The organism is Mesorhizobium sp. P2_D6 (genome assembly GCF_056404315.1).
On sequence record NZ_JBFUEG010000014.1, the window covers coordinates 42,518 to 61,628 of the forward strand.

Consider the following 19,111-nt stretch of genomic DNA (forward strand, 5'->3'; position numbering starts at 1 on the left):
ATGAGCGCGCCAAAAGATACCATTAGAAGGAGAACTGTGGATGCCCCTGTGCCAGTGGATGCCCTGCTGTTCGGCGGAACTCTGAGGGGTCCTTACGCCACACCGTGTTGTAGAGACCGCATACCTGAACAGCAGGTGCCTGAGAACGATGGCGCTTGCAGTAGAAAGTACTAGCCCATTGCAACATTACCCCACCCTGCCTGTCCACTAGCAAAGCGAAATCATGAAATTCGGGTCAAGCGGCGTTCGAGGTTTGGCTTCGGAATTGGTCGGCAAGGCCAGCGGACTTTATACCGAAGCTTTCGCTTGGCGTTTGATTTCCAGCCGGGTTCAGCCGAATAGTTCGGTCTTCATAGGCCGCGACCTACGTGACAGCAGTCAGGCGATAGCCAACAATTGCATGGCGGCGTTGGCCGCAAATGGTTTCCAGCCGATCGATTGCGGCACCATACCCACGCCTGCCCTGGCACTATATGCATGCAAACACGGCGCGGCGGCTCTTATGGTCACCGGGTCGCACATTCCAGCCGATCGCAATGGCATCAAATTCTATGGCCCGAATGGTGAAATCAGCAAGGCGGATGAGGCCGCGATTACGCGCTTTGTAGCCGAAAGATCAAATGCGTATTGCTTACCACCAGCTTGTCCGGGAACGACGTGGCCTATGCACCGTGAAGAAGCGATCGCCTCTTATCGAGAGCGCGCCCATGACATGCTGGAGCCGGGCTCACTTTCCGGCATGAGACTTGGTGTCTATCAGCACAGTTCGGTCGCGGCGGAACTGTTGATACAGGTTCTTCAATCGCTCGGTGCCAGCGTGGTCGCCATCGGGAAAACCGGGACCTTCGTACCTGTCGATACCGAAGCCGTAGACACAGCAACAATTGCAAAATTGAAGAAGTGGGTCCGCGAATTCGGTCTCGATGCCATCGTGTCGACCGATGCGGACGCTGATCGGCCACTCATCGCTGATGAAAATGGCGATCTTCTTCGCGGCGACCTGGTTGGGCTTGCAACGGCTCTTTTCCTGAAGGCAGACACGATCGTGACGCCAGTGACCTCCAATTCGGGAATTTCGAAGGCCTTTGGTTTCGCGGTCCAGAGGACGAAAGTCGGGTCTCCATTTGTCATTGAAGCAATGGAAGCATTACACGGCGCCGGCGGCGTCATCGTCGGCTTTGAGGCCAATGGTGGTGTTCTGCTGGGCTCGGATTGTGTGGTGAATGGGAAGACATTGACTGCACTGCCGACGCGGGACTCATTCCTCCCGATTATGGCCGTCCTCAGTACCATGGCGTCGACAAAAAAGAAGCTGTCGCGACTGCGCGGGCTTTGGAATCTTCCTGTGTGCGCCAGTGACCGGCTTCAGAACTTCCCCGCGGAAAGTTCGCGCAGATTGATGGATCATCTCGCAAGCCGGAACGCACTGCAGCACTTTCTTGCCTCGTTCGGGACCGTCGCCGAAATTGACGAAACCGATGGCCTCAGGGCGCGGATGCTTTCAGGTGAGATCATACATCTGCGGCCTTCCGGCAATGCCCCGGAACTGCGCTGCTACTCGGAAGCTTCGACCGAGAGCAGGGCCATGGCGATCGTCGCCTCGACGCTGCAAGGGGCCCATGCGTTCGCGCTTACAGACGAGATAGAGGACCTTTGATGAAAGTGGTTCCGGTCATCATCAGCGGTGGAGCTGGTTCGCGGCTCTGGCCCGCCTCAAGGCAATCGCACCCCAAACCTTTCCTCAAGGTGGCGGATGGACTTTCGCTCATCCAGCACACCGTGTTGCGCGCCGCTTCGATGCAGCATGTCGTGGAGCTTGTTACCGTGACGTCCACGGGGCACCTCTTCCTTACGAAAGACGTTTTCGACGAGCTGGATTCCGTTGTTTTGCCACGCACCTTTCTGCTTGAGCCTGAGGGTCGGGATACCGCCGCCGCCGTCGCTGCGGCAACCGTCCATGCCAAGGCAACACAGGGTCCCGATGCTGTTCTGTGTGTTTTTCCCGCCGACCATATGATTGGTGATCTGCCCGCATTTCAAACCGCCATGAACCGGGCAATCGAACAGGCGCAGCAGGGGCGTATTGCAACCTTGGGCATAACCCCGGATAGGCCAGACACCGCATTCGGCTACATCGAGGCCGACGGTGAGAAAGTTGTCCGGTTCGTCGAGAAACCGAACGCCGAGACTGCCAAATCTTATGTCGCGTCCAAACGTTTCTTCTGGAACGCCGGCATCTTCTGCTTCAAGGCGCAGGTCATGCTCGACGAAATGGCTGCGCATTGCCCGCAGGTGATCGATGCCGTTCTCGATAGCTATGATAACGCTCGCGTCAGCCACGGCGAACATGTTGCCAGCGTCGAACTCTCATCTGAGCACTTCGCCATGGCGCCGCGTATTTCACTCGACCATGCGGTGATGGAAAAAACCCACAATCTCGCTGTCGTTCCCTGCGAAATAGGGTGGAACGACATTGGATCTTGGAACGCAATGGCCGAACTGGTCGCCGCTGACGGGAGCGGCAACAGGATTCGCGGCGATGTCCATGTGGTCGACACCGTGGGCAGTTACATAAGCTCGGACAAACGCGTCATCGGCACCGTCGGCATCAGCGACCTGGTGATCGTGGATTCCCCCGATGCATTGCTTGTTGCATCCCGCGATCGCGTCCAGGACGTCAAGAAACTCTTCGAGGGCCTCAAGGCTGCGGGACATGAAGCGCACTTGCTTCACAGTACCGTGCACCGGCCCTGGGGCACCTACACGGTTCTGGAGGAAAGCGAGCGCTTCAAGATCAAGCGCATCGAGGTGAAGCCGGGCGGACGCTTGAGCCTGCAGATGCACCATCACCGCTCCGAGCACTGGGTCGTGGTCAGCGGCACTGCGAAAATAGTCAACGGCGACCAGGAGCTACTCCTGACCACTAATCAATCCACCTATATCCCTTGCGGCCACAAACACCGGCTCGAAAACCCCGGCAATATCGGACTGGTGATGATCGAGGTCCAAAGCGGCGAGTATCTCGGCGAAGATGACATCGTGCGGCTTGAGGACGTATACGGTCGAACCTGACAGTCCCACGTCACATGCCCTGCGGTGGCTGGCAGACCGAACCTGCGTCGGCATGTGGGCTGTCAGGCGACCGGCGGCTAGGCAAGGCAAACCAGAACAGGTTTTATGAGTATGGCTAGTGAGCGATGTCGCAACGACAGGCTGGCCGAATTGTTGAGACGGCAGTTTTCCGGCGAGATTGTCAGACGACACTTGGGCATCCGATGTAACGGCATGCGCTGCTACAGCCGCTCGAGTTGCGGAAGGTGATCGGCAATATCAGTCGATCAGGTGCGCGATAAGGTTCGTTGCCATGTACGGCAGGCGCGACATGAGCGGCCTGGCACTCTGACGGGGTAGGCCAGCATGCGCCGGGCCTGACTGGCGGGGGCTCGGAAGAGAAACGCGGCACCGGCTGAGGAAGGTAATACGCTCCTGCGCGCCGGTGACGGACCGGGGCCATTAGGCGTAGGCGCATCGCTATCGCCATGCCACGTGGACAATCCTATTCGGGCTGGGCAGATGGACGGTAATTCCAGCTTTCGACGGCGTTGACTTCGTCGATGCAGACCGGCCCCGATGCACCGCAGTCCTCGCATTTCATCACAACGCGCGCCTCGTCCGTCTCATATGGCCTAACCTCGCAGCTTGTGCAGAACGGGCAAGGGATCGCTTTCATCGTGACGAATCTTCCTGATGGCCTCGGGTGGTTCCGCCGAAATCTTTCGTCTAAGCGCTCGACTTCGCAAGCGCTGATCGTTGTGCCGTAGTTCGGCGCCACCATCGGGTAGGGATATTTTGTCCACATGCCCTCGTACCATCAACGCGGCTAGCCGGTTCTCTCTATCCACAGATCTGGCCTCTCGTGCGGGCCAAGGTTACATCCGTGTCGCCCAGCATGAAGCCGATCTTCCGCAGAGCGAATCGATTCCGTAGAAATAAGAATTCTGCCACCGCCCCGCCGCCGTAAGGGCTTTGATATACCCTTGGGATTTTGATCCGACCTGGCAGGCGGCGGGTAATCTTCAGAGGCCGACGTCAGGCAGCGTTCGGGATACCCGAGATTTCATCGAAGATCCTCTCAGCCAAGCCAAGCGCCCGAGCGATCCGATCGCGATAGCCCTTGTCGAAACAATGGCCAGATTCGATCAGCCCGACCTCCTCGACTGTCAGACCGCTGGTCACGGCAATGTCCTCGGTCGAATAGCCAAGATGTTCCCGATATGCCTGAATTACGGGTTTTCCGTTTGAGATTGCGGTAAGCACTGCCTCGGGCAGCGCGAAAGGCGTTGCGGTCATTTTGCCTCCAAATGCAGAGAACGGCCATTCGATGACTCGAAACAAGCGGCGGCCGATGTTGAAATAGGATGCCGAAACAGCCCGAGCCGGCGGCATCCAAAAATGCGATCACTCTCGAACGTGTGAGAGGCGCTACGCTAATATGGCGGCCGCCGCCGTTTAGATCAAGAACCTTGGCTCGCTTTACGAGGATTGCTCCAGTGGCCACAATTCGACGACACAGTGCGCAGCGCCGTCATCACGCTCACATCGATGATTGCGCGGCCGCTTTAACGCGCCGTCGGCTTGCGGCGCGATTGAGGAGCCGCGATCTGGCGGTCGGGCACTAGGCGCACCAGCTCGCGGACCAGCGTCAAAGTATCTGCGGGGACTGTCTAGCGATGCTTGCCGGCGGCGTTCATCTTGAGCTTTAATACCGTGTGGTCCCCTCCCGCCCATGCAGGAGGCCGGTGCCCATCGGACAAGACGCTGAGGGACCAACATCTCTCTGTTTCAGCCCGACTGTTGGCTGTCAGATCTGCGACACCGGAGTAGGGCTGCGCTTTGCTGCGAATTCCTTCAACCTATTGAATGATGACCAGAAAATCCCCGGAGGTTCCTTCTGCTCAGTTGGCACGACTTTTGATGCTTCTCGAGAGGCGACAGGAGATACCGACTGGCGTTCATCGTGGGTGATATCGCGCAATGCAACGAAGGAAGACAATATGTCAGGTCCGCGTCAGAATCGATTTTATTCAAAGAGGATTGCCGCCTTTAGCGCAAGGCGTTCACGAACCGCATATCAACAATGGCTTCCGTGCAAAACGCAGGGAGATCACTTGTGAAAATCCTATTCACTACGGTGGCTGTCGCGTTGCCGGCCATCGCTTTTGCTGCGCAAACGATCCCCGTATACCTCAGAGAAACAGCACGGGCCACCTTCAAGCCTCTCCCATCCATCACGCCGACAGTCGCCAACAACCCGATCACACCGGAGAAGATAGCCCTGGGCAAGGCAATGTTCTTCGATCCACGCGTCTCGGCGTCAGGCGTCTTGTCGTGCAATTCGTGCCACAACTTGGCCACCGGGGGCGACGACAATCAAGAAAGCTCGATCGGCCATGGTTGGCAGAAGGGACCGCGCAACGCGCCGACGGTACTGAACGCTGTCTTCAACATAGCGCAGTTCTGGGATGGTCGTGCTGAAGACCTGAAGGTTCAGGCCAAGGCACCGATCCAAGCCGCTGTCGAAATGGCCAACACACCAGGTCAACTCATCGCCACGCTCAAGTCGATGCCGCAATATGTCGAGTGGTTCAATTCAGCTTTCCCGGGCGAAGCCGATCGCGTCACCTTCGAAAACGTCGCCAAGGCAATCGAAGCCTTTGAGGCGACACTGGTCACACCGGCGCCCTTCGATGCCTTCCTCAACGGCGATGACGCCGCTATGACTTCCGAACAGAAACAGGGCCTGACGCTTTTCATGGACAAAGGCTGCTCGTCCTGCCACGGCGGTATCAACGTGGGTGGGGAGGGCTATTCCCCATTCGGCCTCGTTGAAAAGCCCAACACCGATGTCCTGCCGGAAAACGACAAAGGCCGATTTGCCGTGACCCATGAAGCCGACGATTCCTATGTTTTCCGCGTGGCGCCGTTGCGCAACGTAGCACTCACCGCGCCATACTTTCATTCGGGCAAGGTTTGGGATCTGAAACAGGCCGTCGCCATTATGGGGATCACCCAGCTCGGCCAAGAATTGACGGAAAAAGAAGTCGACCTGCTCGTTGCCTTCCTTAATTCGCTGACCGGAAAAGTACCGGAGGTCGCCTATCCCGTCTTACCCGCCGAAACGCCGACAACGCCTCGACCTGTATTGCATATCCTCCCGCAATGATTGGCCGGAGCTGGCTAGTGAAGGTCGCAATCACGAATGATTGCGCCCTTCACTGGGACGAGACGATCATGACTTCCGGTGAGGCCTATCCAACTGGAAAGCTAGGGGGACTTTCATTTCCGAATTCAATTGAAACGCTAAATGAAAACCTGACCCGTCGACGCCCACTTGCGTCACGACAGCATGACCCGCCTTGCCGGCCACGTCGATCAGACGCTCCGACTAGCCGACTGTGTCGTGATGTGTCGTTACATGTACCCCCTACCCCCGCTTTAGATTCGCTGACAAGCTCGCAACCACCTGATCGAGCCATCGCGGACAATATTCCGCGAGCCGCTGGCGTCCGCCCAGCAGAAACCGGATGCCTTCAGATCCACCCCTTCAAAACGTGCTCGATGGCGTTGCGACGCGCGAGCCGCTGTTCCAGCTCTGCAAACGCATCGATATGAAAACAAAGCTGCGGTCAGCCAGCGACGTGGCCCGAGCATTTGTCAATGCACACCGCAAGTGCCGCTTGCTCTCGGACTATCTCATCCATATAGCTCGGCGCAACAGAGGAAGCGCCAGTTGTTCAGTCATCGTCAGCCGCGACCTCCTGTGCAATTCGTTCTAACAAGGAAGAAACTATGAGGCGGCAGACCCGACCGTTCACTGTGGAGGTCAAACAAAAGCGCAATTATCAAAAACGGGGCCATTCCATCTGGAGCGATGTCGATCTCTCCGCGGCTATAGCCGACACAACAAGGGAGCTCAAAGATATGGATCTGCCAAATCGTCGGCTGATTGACTCTAATGTCATAGCCCTTGATGCTGAACACGCGCACAAACCGCGAGCGGAGTATCTCATGGCAAATCCCCTAGACGCTGAATCAGTAGAAGCTGCAACCGAACACGCTCCCAAAGGAAGGACGCCTGAAACGAAGAAGAAAACCCCACCTTCGCGGAAGGCCAAGACTGAGCCTGGTCGCAAGAATGGCGCCAATACGGCGTCCCCGGCGGAAGCAACAGCAACAGCAGCGGCCGTGCGGAGCGCCCGGAAGGTCTACTCCGGAAAAGAGCGCGCCCAAATGCTCGCTCAGGTCGAGACGTCGATCAGCGGCGGCACCACTCTCAAGAGCGCCGTAAAGCAGGCGGGTATATCGGAACAGACCTATTATCACTGGAAGAAGGCCGCGGCGCCTAGATCCGATGGTGACGATCTGAAGGACTTGGTCGCCCTCGAGAAAGAAAACAAGCGATTGAAGAGCCTGCTCGCGGAACGCCTACGCACAGAGAACGCGGAACTGAAGAGGAAGCTAGGGCTGCAATAAGGCTTCAGAAGATGCCGCCATTCGACCGGCGGTCATGGGCGGCCGGTCGAACCCGAGGGACGCTCGCGCATGTGTCGGCGACAAACCAAGGTCCGGAAACAATGGGCGGATTAAGGGCACCGCCGTGCCGTCGGACTAAAGATCAATCCTTATGATGATCACGCCTTCAACCGCCACCAAAGGTTTGCCCGTAGATCGCCTCGATCCGCCGTGCCTTGTCATTGGTCAGCGCGGCGAATTCCTTATTGCAAGCACGGTTCGACAGGTGGCGAGCACGCCCCTGTGCTCGTTGATCTGGTCCAGTGTCGCGGCCGAGACAGGAAAAACCACTCCCGGCGGATTGAAGCGGTACATGGCAAGCACGTGTCAATCAGGGATCGGTGAATGCGGCCGAAGGCAAGGATGACAGCATCAAGGTTTTACGCTTGGCCTTGATCGAAGGCCACCATTCCATCGATGGCCGCGGCGGATTGTCAGGGCGAAGTCAATGGGACGCGGATGCTGTGGGATTATAGCCCACCCATGCACAGGTACTTCATTTCGAGATAATCCTCGAGGCCGTGGCGCGACCCCTCACGACCGATCCCTGATTGCTTCATTCCGCCAAAGGGTGCGGCCTCGGATGACATGCGTCCCGTATTGATGCCGACCATTCCGTATTCGAGGGCTTCAGCCACGCGCCACACGCGCTTTAGATTGGAAGCGTAGAAGTAGGCTGCAAGACCGTAAATCGTGTCATTCGCCTCGCGCACCACCTGGTCGGGATCGTTGAAGCGGATTATGGGAGCCAGCGGTCCGAAGGTTTCTTCCTGAGCGACCCGCATTGTCCTTTCGACGTCGGTGATCACCGTGGGCTCGAAGAAGGTTCCCGATTCGCCGATACGGTTGCCACCGCAACGGATCTTCCCACCCTGCCGCACAGCATCGCGAATATGATCTTCAATCTTTGCAAGCGCGCACTTATCGATCAGGGGACCGATCGCAACTTCTGGCTCGAAACCGTCACCGACGCGCAATGCACTGACGCGCTTGGTGAATTTGTCGCAGAATTCATTATACACGCTGGACTGTACGTAAAGCCGATTGGCTGAAACGCAGGTCTGGCCTGCATTCCGAAACTTTGCCTGTAGCGCACCATCGACGGCAGCGTCGACGTCTGCATCATCAAAAACAATGAAAGGAGCGTTACCACCAAGTTCGAAGCTGGTTCTTTTGATCTGATCCGAACACTCCCTCATGAGCAGCCGCCCGACCTCGGTCGACCCAGTGAAGCTGATCTTGCGGACCTTCGGGTTCGAGCAAAGTTCACGCCCAACCGCATCGCCTTCCGATGCGTAGATCAAGTTTAGAACGCCATCGGGAAAACCTGCCATCCGGGCAAGCGTGAACATAGCACCCGCGACAAGCGGTGTTTGCTCCGCGGGTTTCAGAACAATCGCGCAGCCGGCGGCAAGCGCAGGCGAAATCTTGCGAGCCACCATCGAGGCGGGAAAATTCCAAGGAGTAATGGCGCCGACAACACCGATCGGCTGTTTGATTACCAGCATACGCCTGTCGTTAGAAGGCGGCGAAATCGTCTCGCCATAGATGCGATTGGCCTCCTCGGCATACCATTGGAGGTAGGCTGCGGCATGGGCGATTTCAGACTTCGCCTCTGCAAGCGGCTTACCCATTTCAGCCGTCAAAATGGCTGCAAGGTCCTCGCTGTGGTCGAGGATCAGTTGGTGCCATTCCCATAAGATGTCGGAGCGCTCGCGCGCGGTGAGCGCCGCCCAATGTTCCTGCGCAGCTTCAGCCTTATCGATTGCCTTGGAAACGTCCCGGACATCCATATCTGGAAGCTCAGCCAACAGCTCGCCCGTTGAGGGATTGAACACCGAAAAACGCCTCGTGGATTGCTCCGCCTTCCGACCAGGCACACCGGCCAGATCGTCAAATAGCTCGGGATTTTTGAGACGCCTCGTCAGCGACTGTGTCACGGTCAAACCGTCGTCCCCCTTCATGGTTAAGTTACTAGCTTCGCAACGTACTAATAAGCACACCTTGTGCCAGATGATCGGACGAGATCGTTCCGGCCCTCCGTCATTGCAAGCGCAGCTTCCCGACTGATTAGCCCATAGCAATGACAGCCTCAATCACTAGTCGCGCTAAAGGCTTTCGCTCCATAACAGGCAAGCGCGCGGATAGAGCTCGTGAAGAGCTGGCATAGGCGGAGTCGATCATCGAAATCGCCGACGTTGGCAACAGCACTGCGGTATCATTCTTTGAGCGGCTTCCACGGCCGCTCATATCAGGCATATCGAAAACCGACCGCCATGGTCGATGTAGTGGCTTGAGCGCTGCTAAGTCTTGATAGTCGCGCACAAAGCCATGTTTGTTCAGTTCGCCACCCGAAAGCTCCACTGCGACGATGTAGTGTGGCCGTGTAGGCGCGCGCACTACAATATCACGCGAGCCCAAACCTTTTCCGACCGGCTCCGTCCCAAAAAAAGGGGGCGGCGTCGCTGCCGCCCTCTCGGTATCCGAAAGCTGATAGAGGCTAGATTAGAAATCCATGCCGCCCATGCCGCCCATGCCGCCGCCGCCCATGCCGCCAGGCATGCCGCCGCCGCCAGCCGATTCCTTCTTCGGAGCCTCCGCGATCATGGCTTCGGTGGTGACCAGCAGGCCGGCGACCGAGGCCGCGTCCTGGAGAGCCGTGCGCACGACCTTGACCGGATCGACGATGCCCATGGCGATCATGTCGCCATATTCGCCGGTCTGGGCGTTGAAACCGAAGGTCGCGCCCTTGTTCTCGAGGATCTTGCCGGCAACGATCGAGGCTTCCGCACCGGCGTTGGCCGCGATCTGGCGGGCCGGAGCCTGCAGCGCACGACGCACGATGCTGATGCCGGCGGTCTGGTCGGAGTTTGCGCCGACAGCGTTGATGCTCAGCGAAGCGCGCAGCAGGGCAACGCCGCCGCCGGGAACGATGCCTTCTTCCACGGCCGCGCGTGTCGCGTTCAGCGCATCGTCAACGCGGTCCTTCTTTTCCTTGACTTCGACTTCCGTCGCACCGCCGACGCGGATCACCGCAACGCCGCCCGCGAGCTTCGCGAGACGTTCCTGCAACTTCTCCTTGTCGTAGTCCGAGGTGGTCTCCTCGATCTGCTGCTTGATCTGGGCGACGCGGCCCTGGATTTCGGCCTTCTTGCCGGCGCCGTCGACGATGGTGGTGTTCTCCTTGGAGATCGACACCTTCTTGGCGCGGCCGAGCATGTTGAGGCCGACATTCTCGAGCTTGATGCCGAGGTCTTCCGAGATGACCTGGCCACCGGTGAGGATGGCGATGTCTTCCAGCATGGCCTTGCGGCGATCACCGAAGCCCGGAGCCTTGACGGCGGCGATCTTCAGGCCACCGCGCAGCTTGTTGACGACCAGCGTGGCCAGAGCCTCGCCTTCGACGTCTTCCGAGATGATGAGCAGCGGCTTGGAGGTCTGCACGACGGCTTCGAGAACCGGCAGCATGGCCTGGAGGTTGGAGAGCTTCTTCTCGTGCAGCAGGATGTAGACGTCCTCGAGCTCGGCAACCATCTTGTCGGCGTTGGTGACGAAGTAGGGTGAGAGATAGCCGCGGTCGAACTGCATGCCTTCCACGACTTCGAGTTCCGTCTCGGCAGTCTTGGCTTCCTCGACCGTGATGACGCCTTCGTTGCCGACCTTCTGCATCGCTTCCGCGATCATCTTGCCGACCGACTCGTCGCCATTGCCGGCGATCGTGCCGACCTGGGCAACCTCTTCCGAGGTCTTGATCTTCTTGGCGTTCTTGATCAGCGTCGCGACGACGTCGGTCACGGCAAGATCGATGCCGCGCTTCAGGTCCATCGGGTTCATGCCGGCGGCAACCGCCTTGTGGCCTTCCTGGACGATCGACTGCGCCAGAACGGTCGCGGTCGTGGTGCCGTCGCCGGCGATGTCGTTGGTCTTCGAAGCGACTTCGCGGACCATCTGTGCGCCCATGTTTTCGAACTTGTCTTCAAGCTCGATTTCCTTGGCGACGGTGACGCCGTCCTTGGTGATGCGCGGGGCGCCGAACGACTTGTCGATAACGACGTTGCGGCCCTTGGGGCCGAGCGTCACCTTCACCGCGTCGGCGAGGATGTTGACACCGCGCAGCATGCGCTCGCGGGCGTCACGGGAGAATTTTACGTCTTTGGCAGCCATTTTTAACTCCTGGGCATTTCGCCCGAAATTCAGATTGGATGGTACGGATGAAAGGCAGCGGCGTGTTAGCCGATGATGCCCATGATGTCGGCTTCCTTCATGATCAGAAGGTCTTCGCCATTGAGCTTGACTTCGGTGCCCGACCACTTGCCGAACAGGATACGGTCGCCAGCCTTGACGTCCAGCGGGACCAGCTTGCCGGCTTCGTCACGAGCGCCGGAGCCGACAGCAATGATCTCGCCTTCCTGCGGCTTTTCCTTTGCCGTATCCGGGATGATGATCCCGCCGGCGGTCTTGGATTCGGATTCGACCCGGCGAACGACCACGCGGTCATGAAGCGGGCGGAACTTCGACTTTGCCATTTTTTCTTCCTCGATGAGAACGGTGAGAAAAGCGTCCGGCGACGCCGGATAACTTACAAAGCTCGGCTATGCCGGCCTGCGGTTAGCACTCACCAAGGGCGAGCGCTAACAATGCGACGAGATAAGCCCTAGGCTGGGGCTAGTCAAGACAAGAGGGTGGGCGATCACGATTTTCCGGACGATGCAGCCCTGAAAGAGTCGAGCCAATCGATGGTGTTCGGAGGCTCGACCCACAGGATGAATCCACCCTGCGGATCGGTAACCATTGTGCCTTCCGCGATCTGCCAGCGCGCTTCGTCGCACCGTAGAGAGCGAGGTGAGGGGCTGAGCATTTGGTAGCGCCGAGACGTGCCGAGCTTTTGCGTGGAGTGGCCATGCGGGATGTCTCCTTTAGCATCATCTCCCGCACCAGAGGCTTGCCCGTTCATGGGACTGTATTTCTATCCACAGGGTGGATGCATCTCATCGAAACAAACGATTTTATCAATCTTCCGGAATCTCGCGTTTGACGTCAGCACCTCACACGCCCTGATCGCCCGCTCCCCTCACCAGAGCGGCAGATTTTTTGCAGAGGTACTCGGACTGAATACGCGTTCCCATTCACGTTAGTTGTGGATAACAAGGCTGAATTAACATGCAAAATCTGCGCATCTAAATCGATTTGAGCAATCACGGACGTTGCGGACCAGAATCGCCGTCACCCTGAAATCGACAAGGCATCGGCTATCCCAAAATCGGGGCTTGACGTTACGTAAGGTCCTATGTTTTCCGATGTGCGGGAACGACTTCCAGTCTCAGCCCAAGGGCAACGAAAATGAGGGGCAGCAATGGTGGCTGGCGAACCTAATGACGTGCGGGTCAAGCGTTGTAGTGGGGGATGGGTTGTTCATATTGTCGAGGACGGCAAACTGACAGTTCTTCGGTTCAAGACACAGTTTCCCGCCGAAAATTACGCCGATGGCCAACGAGCCAGGCTCGGTCTTGCTGCCAAGCCACCGATCGACGAACCTGATATGTAACGCGATCAGGCGTCGGATGGCTGGCGAGCCTTGGCGCCGGCGGGAAACACTTTGCCGAAGGCCCACCTCAATGCTGCTTGCGGCCGTTCGGCTAGCCATATTCGCGATGATGGTTGGCACCGCTGCCGATGCGGAAGACGGTGGCCTGCTTGATCGACACGGCGGCAAAGATCATGAAAAGCCAGGTCGTCAAGGACCCAGCCGCGGCGCTTGAGAAAGCAGAAAGAATTTGCAAGCCGCCACCGCAAGTAACCTGAGACAAGGGTCAGACATGCAAACCGCTGTTCGCGGATCAGCAGCTGCGAGACATTGCGCCATCCCACGAAGGCCCACGGTGCCCAAGGCGCAGTGGGCATCGGCCCTTTTTCAGCAACTTCGTCGAGTCTTAGACCAGACGCTCTTCAGTGCCGAGGCTCGCACATCTGCGGAGCGCGGCTCACGCCCCGGAAACCAAGGCTGGAATTGCCAAAGCTTCATTCGCCTCATCAAGGATCGAGAAACTGTAACGGCCGTCTGTGTCAAGATCGACGGAGTAGCTCAGGCGGTCGAGTATGTAGTTATCCTGGTCGAACGTGACGATGCGCGGCTTCAGCGAGGTGATATGCACTTCGTCCAGGTAGATGGAGTTGCAGACGATAATTGGGTCGTCGGGCTGACAGGTGCGAGCCGCCGCTCCGTTGAGGATGCAGCACCGTGAACCGCGCTCGCCGAGGATGACATAGGTCGAAATCCGCGCACCGGAATTCTTGTTCCATATCTCCACGAATTCCATCGGCAGGATCCCGGCTGCCTCGCAGTGGTCGGGGTCGAGCGTTATCGAACCATGGTAGTTGAGGTTCGCTTCGGTGACGTGGATGCCGTGCAGCTTGCCGGCGACTAGTTTTCGCATTGGTCGTTGTCCCTGTATTCATCGTTCAAGGTCAGTCTTGGCAGTTCGGTTCGCGTGGCTAAATTCCAACGACGATCGCACCGCCGCTAAGACCCGCACCCGCGGCCGCCAGAAGAACCTTCTCCCCCGGCCGGAACGGCGCCGCCCGATGGGCGAGCGACAGCGAGAGCGGGATCGTCGCGGCGGAAGAGTTGCCATACTCGGCGATCGTCTTGACGATCGCTTCATCGGCGATGCCGAGGTTTCGCCCGACCGCATCGAAAATGCGGGCATTGGCCTGGTGCGGCACAAACCGATCGATGTCCTGTGGTCGCACTCCGGCAACGGCAAGCGCGCTTGTAGAGCAATCGGTCATCATCTCAACAGCTTTGGCGAACACTTCGCGTCCGTCGGTCATCGTCATCCGAGTTTGCCCGAGATCCAGATCGTCATGGAATGGGATGCTGCTTCCGCCGGCCGGGATCTGGATCAGCCCGTAGCGCGAGCCGTCCGAATCCACCGAAGCGCCGAGAATACCTAGATCAGGGTCCTCGCACGCACCAATCACCAGGGCGCCGGCGGCATCGGCGAAAAGGACTGAGCTCGCGCGCTCGGCTGGATTGATGCGGCGGCTGAGGATGTTGGCGGCGATGACCAGCGCTGGTTTGCCGTGCAGGCGGGTGAACCCGTCCGCGAACATCAGCGCATAGATGAAGCCGGCGCAGGCGCCGGTTAGATCGACCGCGCCTGGGCGGCCAAGGCCGAGCTTGTGCGCGACCAAGGGTGCACTGGGCGGCAGAAGGTGGTCGGGCGTCGAGGTGGCAAGCAACAGCAGCCCTATGTCGCTGCGGACAATACCGGCGTTCGCCAGCGCCATGTCGCCAGCCTGCGTGGCAAGACCAGACAGCGTGTCTTGGTCCGTTGCCCAGAAGCGCGAGCGTATCCCGGTGCGCCGCTCGATCCAGCCGGGTTCTAGCCCGAGACGGTTTTCGATTTCCGGGTTCTCGACCTTGCGCGACGGCGCATGATGACCAAACCCGAGGACGCGCGACGATCGGCTCATGGCTTTGTGCCGAAGCGTTCGCCGGCCTCCTCGATGGCGTCATGGAGCCCGTCCAATTCCTCGCCGGTGATGCAATAGGGCGGCAGAAGATAGAGGACATTGCCGAGCGGGCGCACTAGCAGGCCGCGCTCGAGGAAGAAGGCGCGGAGCTTCGGCCCGATCTCGGCCAGATAGCCGGCTGAGCCGGTGCGCAGATCGAGTGCCGCGATCGTGCCGGTCGCCCGGCAGTCGGTGAAATATGGATTGTCCCGGAAGCGTTGCAGCCCGGCGGCCTGCATCACGCTCAAGGCCGCGATCCGCTCGGCTACTGGCTCGTCGCGCCAGATCTCGACATTGGCGAGTGCTGCCGCACAGGCAATCGGATTGGCGGTGTATGAGCTCGAATGAAAGAAGGTTTTCTTCCGGTCCGTCGAATAATGGGCCTGGAAGATGGCATCGGTAGCGAGCGTGGCGGCCAACGGGACCACGCCACCCGTCAGCCCTTTCGAGGTGCACAGGATGTCGGGAGAGATCGATGCCTGCTCGCAGGCGAACATGGTCCCGGTGCGGCCCCAGCCGGTCATCACTTCGTCTGCGATCAGCAGCGTTCCGGAGGCCTCGGCGATCTTCTTCAATTCGGTGAGAACCCAGGCCGGATACATCAGCATGCCGCCCGCGCCGAGCACCAGCGGCTCGACGATCAGCGCGGCGGCGTGCCGGTCGCGGGAGACTGCCTCGAACCGGTCCAGCGTCTCCTGCTCTCGCCCGGCGGCCGGGAAGGGGATTGTGTCGACCTCGAACAGCAAGGGCTCGTAGGCGGCGTTGAACACGCCTCGGGCGCCGACGCTCATCGTGCCGATGGTGTCGCCGTGATAGCTGTGCTCCATGACGACGATGCGCGAGCGCGGCGCGCCGATGTTGCGGAAATAGCCGAGCGCCATCTTCAGCGCGACTTCGACTGAGGTCGAGCCGCTGTCGGAATAAAACACCCAGTCGAGACCGGTGGGAGCGAGCCCGACAAGCGCCCTGGCCAAGCGTTCGGCTGGCTCGTGGGTGAAGCCCGCGAAGATGATCTGGTCGAGGCTCGACGCGGTCTTCTCGATGGCCCTGATGATGCGGGGATGGCGGTGGCCATGCGTGACGACCCACCAGGACGAAATGGCGTCCAGGATACGTGTGCCGTCAGCCTTGTAGAGGTAGGCGCCTTCCGTCCTGACGATTTCAGGGATAGCCGGCTCGAGCGCGTGCTGGGTGAAGGGATGCCAGACTTGAGACTGCGACATCACTCGCCTCCTGCGATCGCTGCGAGGTCGAAGCCGGCAACCATCGCTTCCCTCAGCGTCTCACTCGTCAGCGGATCGAGCAGCGGCAGCCTGCCAAGTTGGCGTATGCCGCTGAATTCCACGATTGTCCTTTGCGTATCTGCCACTTCATCGCCGATGAAGGCGATGCCGACGAGCGGGATCGAGCGAGCCCGCAGGGCCTCGATCGACAACAAGGTGTGATTGATGGTGCCGAGCTTGGTACGGGCGCACAGGATGACCGGCACCCGCCACTGAGCAAATATGTCGATGAACTTGGTCCGCCGGTTGAGCGGCACCATCAGTCCCCCGGCACCTTCGATGACGATCGGACCCGGCAAGTCCGGAAGCGAGAGCCTTGCCACGTCTATCGCGACGCCATCGAGTTCGGCCGAACGATGCGGCGACAGCGTCTCCTTCAGGCGATACACTTCCGGCAGCACGCGCCGCGGCGGAAGGCCGGCAAGCCGCGCAACAACCTCGCTGTCGGTCTCGCCGTCGAGGCCCGACTGCACCGGCTTCCAGTAGAAGCCGTTGAGGAAGCCGGCCAATCCCGCCGAAAACACCGTCTTGCCGATTCCGGTATCTGTTCCGGTGATGACGATGCGCTTGGTCATGTCGAGGCCAGCACCTCGACGAGCGCCTCGAGCATGGCCGAAATGTCGGCTTCGTCGACGTTGAGCGTCAGCGAAATGCGCAGTCGCGATGTGCCCTCGGGTACGGTCGGCGGACGAATGCCGCGTATGTCGAAGCCGCGCGCCTGCAGCGCCGCCGCCACCGCCATGGTGCGCCTGTTGTCGCCGATGACAAAGGACTGGATCTGCGAGCCGCTGGGCTTCACGCCGCAGCGCTCGGCCAATTGGCGGCCCGCGAAGGCTACGCGCTCCTGCAGCTGGACACGGCGTTGGGGCTCGTCGGACAGCATGGCCAGCGCTTCGCGCACTGCCACCGCCATCAGAGGCGACGGCGCGGTGGCGTAGATGAATGGCCGGCAGCGGTTGACGAGATAGTCGCATAGCGTTCCCGGCCCGGTGACGAGTGCGCCGGACGCGCCGAGCGCCTTGCCGCATGTGTGAAGTGCGACAATGTTGTCGCGGCCCTCGAAAGCGGCGGCCAGCCCGCGGCCGTCCGGTCCCCAGATGCCGGTGGCATGCGCCTCGTCGACGACGAGGAATGCCTCGTGCCGATCGGCAAGCGCGATAAGGCGCGCCATCGGGGCGCGGTCGCCATCCATGCTGTAGAGGCTTTCGACCGCGATCCAGATGCGGCCCATGCCGCCTTCGGCGCGCCAGCGGGTGATCGCATCCTCGACAGCATCGATGTCGTTATGCGCGGCGAGCTTGAACTCGGCGCGGCCAGCGCGGGCCCCCTCATGCATGCTGGCATGAGCAAGGTCGTCGAGGATCAAGAGGTCGCCCTTTTGCGGCAGCGTCGTCAGCAGAGCGAAGTTGGCGATGTAGCCGCTGCCGAAGAACAGCGCGCGTTCGGCGCCGAAGAACGCCGCGGCGTCTGCCTCCAGGGCCTCGTGCTCCGGTGAGTTGCCCCTTAACAACCGCGATCCGGTCGCGCCGACCGGCGTCCCCCGCGCAATCGCCGCCGCCACCGCTTCGCCAAGTCTTTTGGAGGCGGCAAGCCCGAGATAGTCGTTCGACGAGAAGTCGAGCCCGGCGCGCGGTGCAAGTGTGCGCAGCCGGTCCTTGCGCGCCAGTCCGCGCAAGGACGCGTCATAGCGGGCAAGAAGTGCCTCGTTCATTGCGTGCCGATTTCCATCGGCTCGATGCCGAGACGCTGGAACAGCAGAGTATCCTTGTCTTCGCCGGGATTGTCCGCCGTCAGCAGTGTGTCGCCGACGAAGATCGAGTTGGCGCCGGCAAAAAAGCACAGCGCCTGCATTTCATCGGTCATGGCGGCGCGGCCGGCGGAAAGACGCACGTGCGACTTCGGCATCATGATGCGGGCCAGCGCGATCACGCGCACGAATTCGATCGGCTCGATGGGTTTGGCCTCGGCCAGCGGGGTGCCCTCGATCGGGATCAGCATGTTGATCGGCACGCTTTCGGGATGCTCCGGCAGGTTGGCCAGCGTCACCAGCATGTCGATCCGGTCCACCGGCTCTTCGCCCATGCCGACAATGCCGCCGCAACAGACCTTAATGCCGCTGTCGCGGACATTGGCCAGCGTATCCAGCCGGTCGGCAAACGTGCGGGTCGAGATGATCTCTGAGTAATAGCGCTCGGAGGTGTCGATGTTGTGGTTGTAGTAGTCGAGACCGGCCTGTTTCAGACGAGCGGCCTGCTCAAGATCGAGCATGCCGAGCGTCATGCAGGTCTCCATGCCGAGTGCCTTGACACCCTCGACCATCGCCACCACCGCGTCCATGTCGCGCGCCTTCGGGTTTCGCCAGGCCGCGCCCATGCAATAGCGGGTGGCGCCGGCATCGCGTGCCTTGGTCGCCTCGGCGATGACGCGCCGGACCTCCATCAGCTTTGACGCCTTCAACCCGCTTTCGTGATGTGCCGATTGGCTGCAATAGCCGCAATCCTCCGGGCATCCGCCGGTCTTGATGCTGAGAAGCCGGCTCAGCTGGACCTTGTTGGGATCGAAGTTCTGCCGGTGAACGGTCTGCGCCTGAAACAAAAGGTCGTTGAATGGCGCGTCGTGGAGCGCTTGGGCTTCCGCTCGCGTCCAAGGGGGAAGCGCCCAACCGATTGGATCCGAGGTCAGGTTTGGGCTGAGTTCGTTCATAAGGTCTTGTTCTCCATAATCTTCCGTCCTTGACCTGG

Annotated in this window: 14 protein-coding genes; 4 read left to right on the forward strand and 10 right to left on the reverse strand. The window is 59.8% G+C overall.

Annotation, left to right across the window (positions count from 1 at the left end):
- Positions 1 to 223 precede the first annotated feature (223 nt).
- Complete coding sequence (locus tag AC1D1L_RS24850) at positions 224 to 1,657, forward strand: phosphomannomutase (RefSeq protein ID WP_477344056.1); 1,434 nt, start codon at positions 224 to 226, stop codon at positions 1,655 to 1,657.
- Positions 1,657 to 3,072 carry a mannose-1-phosphate guanylyltransferase/mannose-6-phosphate isomerase gene (locus AC1D1L_RS24855; RefSeq protein WP_477344057.1) on the forward strand — a complete coding sequence of 472 codons (1,416 nt, stop codon included), beginning with the start codon at positions 1,657 to 1,659 and terminating at the stop codon, positions 3,070 to 3,072. The genes AC1D1L_RS24850 and AC1D1L_RS24855 overlap by 1 nt, the downstream gene beginning before the upstream one ends.
- Before the next feature lie 1,017 nt (positions 3,073 to 4,089).
- Here AC1D1L_RS24855 and AC1D1L_RS24860 read toward each other — a convergent pair.
- Positions 4,090 to 4,446 carry a transcriptional regulator gene (locus AC1D1L_RS24860; protein WP_477344058.1) on the reverse strand — a complete coding sequence of 119 codons (357 nt, stop codon included), beginning with the start codon at positions 4,444 to 4,446 and terminating at the stop codon, positions 4,090 to 4,092.
- Between the two features lie 691 nt (positions 4,447 to 5,137).
- Here AC1D1L_RS24860 and AC1D1L_RS24865 point away from each other — a divergent pair.
- On the forward strand, positions 5,138 to 6,223 hold the full coding sequence (locus AC1D1L_RS24865) for a cytochrome-c peroxidase (RefSeq protein ID WP_436175384.1): 1,086 nt from the start codon (positions 5,138 to 5,140) through the stop codon (positions 6,221 to 6,223).
- A gap of 626 nt (positions 6,224 to 6,849) precedes the next feature.
- Positions 6,850 to 7,533, forward strand: coding sequence for a transposase (locus tag AC1D1L_RS24870; RefSeq protein WP_107652201.1), 684 nt, complete (start codon positions 6,850 to 6,852; stop codon positions 7,531 to 7,533).
- Between the two features lie 509 nt (positions 7,534 to 8,042).
- On the opposite strand, the gene AC1D1L_RS24875 is transcribed toward AC1D1L_RS24870, so the two are convergent.
- The 9 genes from AC1D1L_RS24875 to bioB form a co-directional block, all read right to left on the reverse strand.
- Positions 8,043 to 9,536 (reverse strand): NAD-dependent succinate-semialdehyde dehydrogenase, encoded by a 1,494-nt coding sequence (locus AC1D1L_RS24875; RefSeq protein ID WP_010913527.1) that lies wholly within the window; start codon positions 9,534 to 9,536, stop codon positions 8,043 to 8,045.
- 541 nt (positions 9,537 to 10,077) lie between these two features.
- Positions 10,078 to 11,736, reverse strand: coding sequence for a chaperonin GroEL (groL, locus tag AC1D1L_RS24880; RefSeq protein WP_477344059.1), 1,659 nt, complete (start codon positions 11,734 to 11,736; stop codon positions 10,078 to 10,080).
- Positions 11,737 to 11,801: 65 nt separating this feature from the next.
- Complete coding sequence (gene groES / locus AC1D1L_RS24885; RefSeq protein WP_006333965.1) at positions 11,802 to 12,098, reverse strand: co-chaperone GroES; 297 nt, start codon at positions 12,096 to 12,098, stop codon at positions 11,802 to 11,804.
- Between the two features lie 1,455 nt (positions 12,099 to 13,553).
- Positions 13,554 to 14,006: an aspartate 1-decarboxylase gene (gene panD / locus AC1D1L_RS24890; protein ID WP_477344061.1), complete on the reverse strand. Its 453-nt coding sequence runs from the start codon at positions 14,004 to 14,006 to the stop codon at positions 13,554 to 13,556.
- 58 nt (positions 14,007 to 14,064) lie between these two features.
- Entirely contained in the window at positions 14,065 to 15,048 is a 984-nt protein-coding gene (locus AC1D1L_RS24895) for a beta-ketoacyl-ACP synthase III (RefSeq protein WP_477344062.1), read from the reverse strand.
- A complete protein-coding gene (locus AC1D1L_RS24900) occupies positions 15,045 to 16,310 on the reverse strand; it encodes an adenosylmethionine--8-amino-7-oxononanoate transaminase (RefSeq protein ID WP_477344063.1) in 1,266 nt (421 codons plus the stop codon). The genes AC1D1L_RS24895 and AC1D1L_RS24900 overlap by 4 nt, the downstream gene beginning before the upstream one ends.
- On the reverse strand, positions 16,310 to 16,945 hold the full coding sequence (bioD, locus tag AC1D1L_RS24905; RefSeq protein WP_477344064.1) for a dethiobiotin synthase: 636 nt from the start codon (positions 16,943 to 16,945) through the stop codon (positions 16,310 to 16,312). Before bioD ends, AC1D1L_RS24900 begins: the two co-directional genes overlap by 1 nt.
- Entirely contained in the window at positions 16,942 to 18,081 is a 1,140-nt protein-coding gene (locus AC1D1L_RS24910) for an 8-amino-7-oxononanoate synthase (protein ID WP_172352502.1), read from the reverse strand. The genes bioD and AC1D1L_RS24910 overlap by 4 nt, the downstream gene beginning before the upstream one ends.
- Positions 18,078 to 19,073 (reverse strand): biotin synthase BioB, encoded by a 996-nt coding sequence (gene bioB / locus AC1D1L_RS24915; RefSeq protein ID WP_477344065.1) that lies wholly within the window; start codon positions 19,071 to 19,073, stop codon positions 18,078 to 18,080. Before bioB ends, AC1D1L_RS24910 begins: the two co-directional genes overlap by 4 nt.
- Between the last annotated feature and the right edge of the window lie 38 nt (positions 19,074 to 19,111).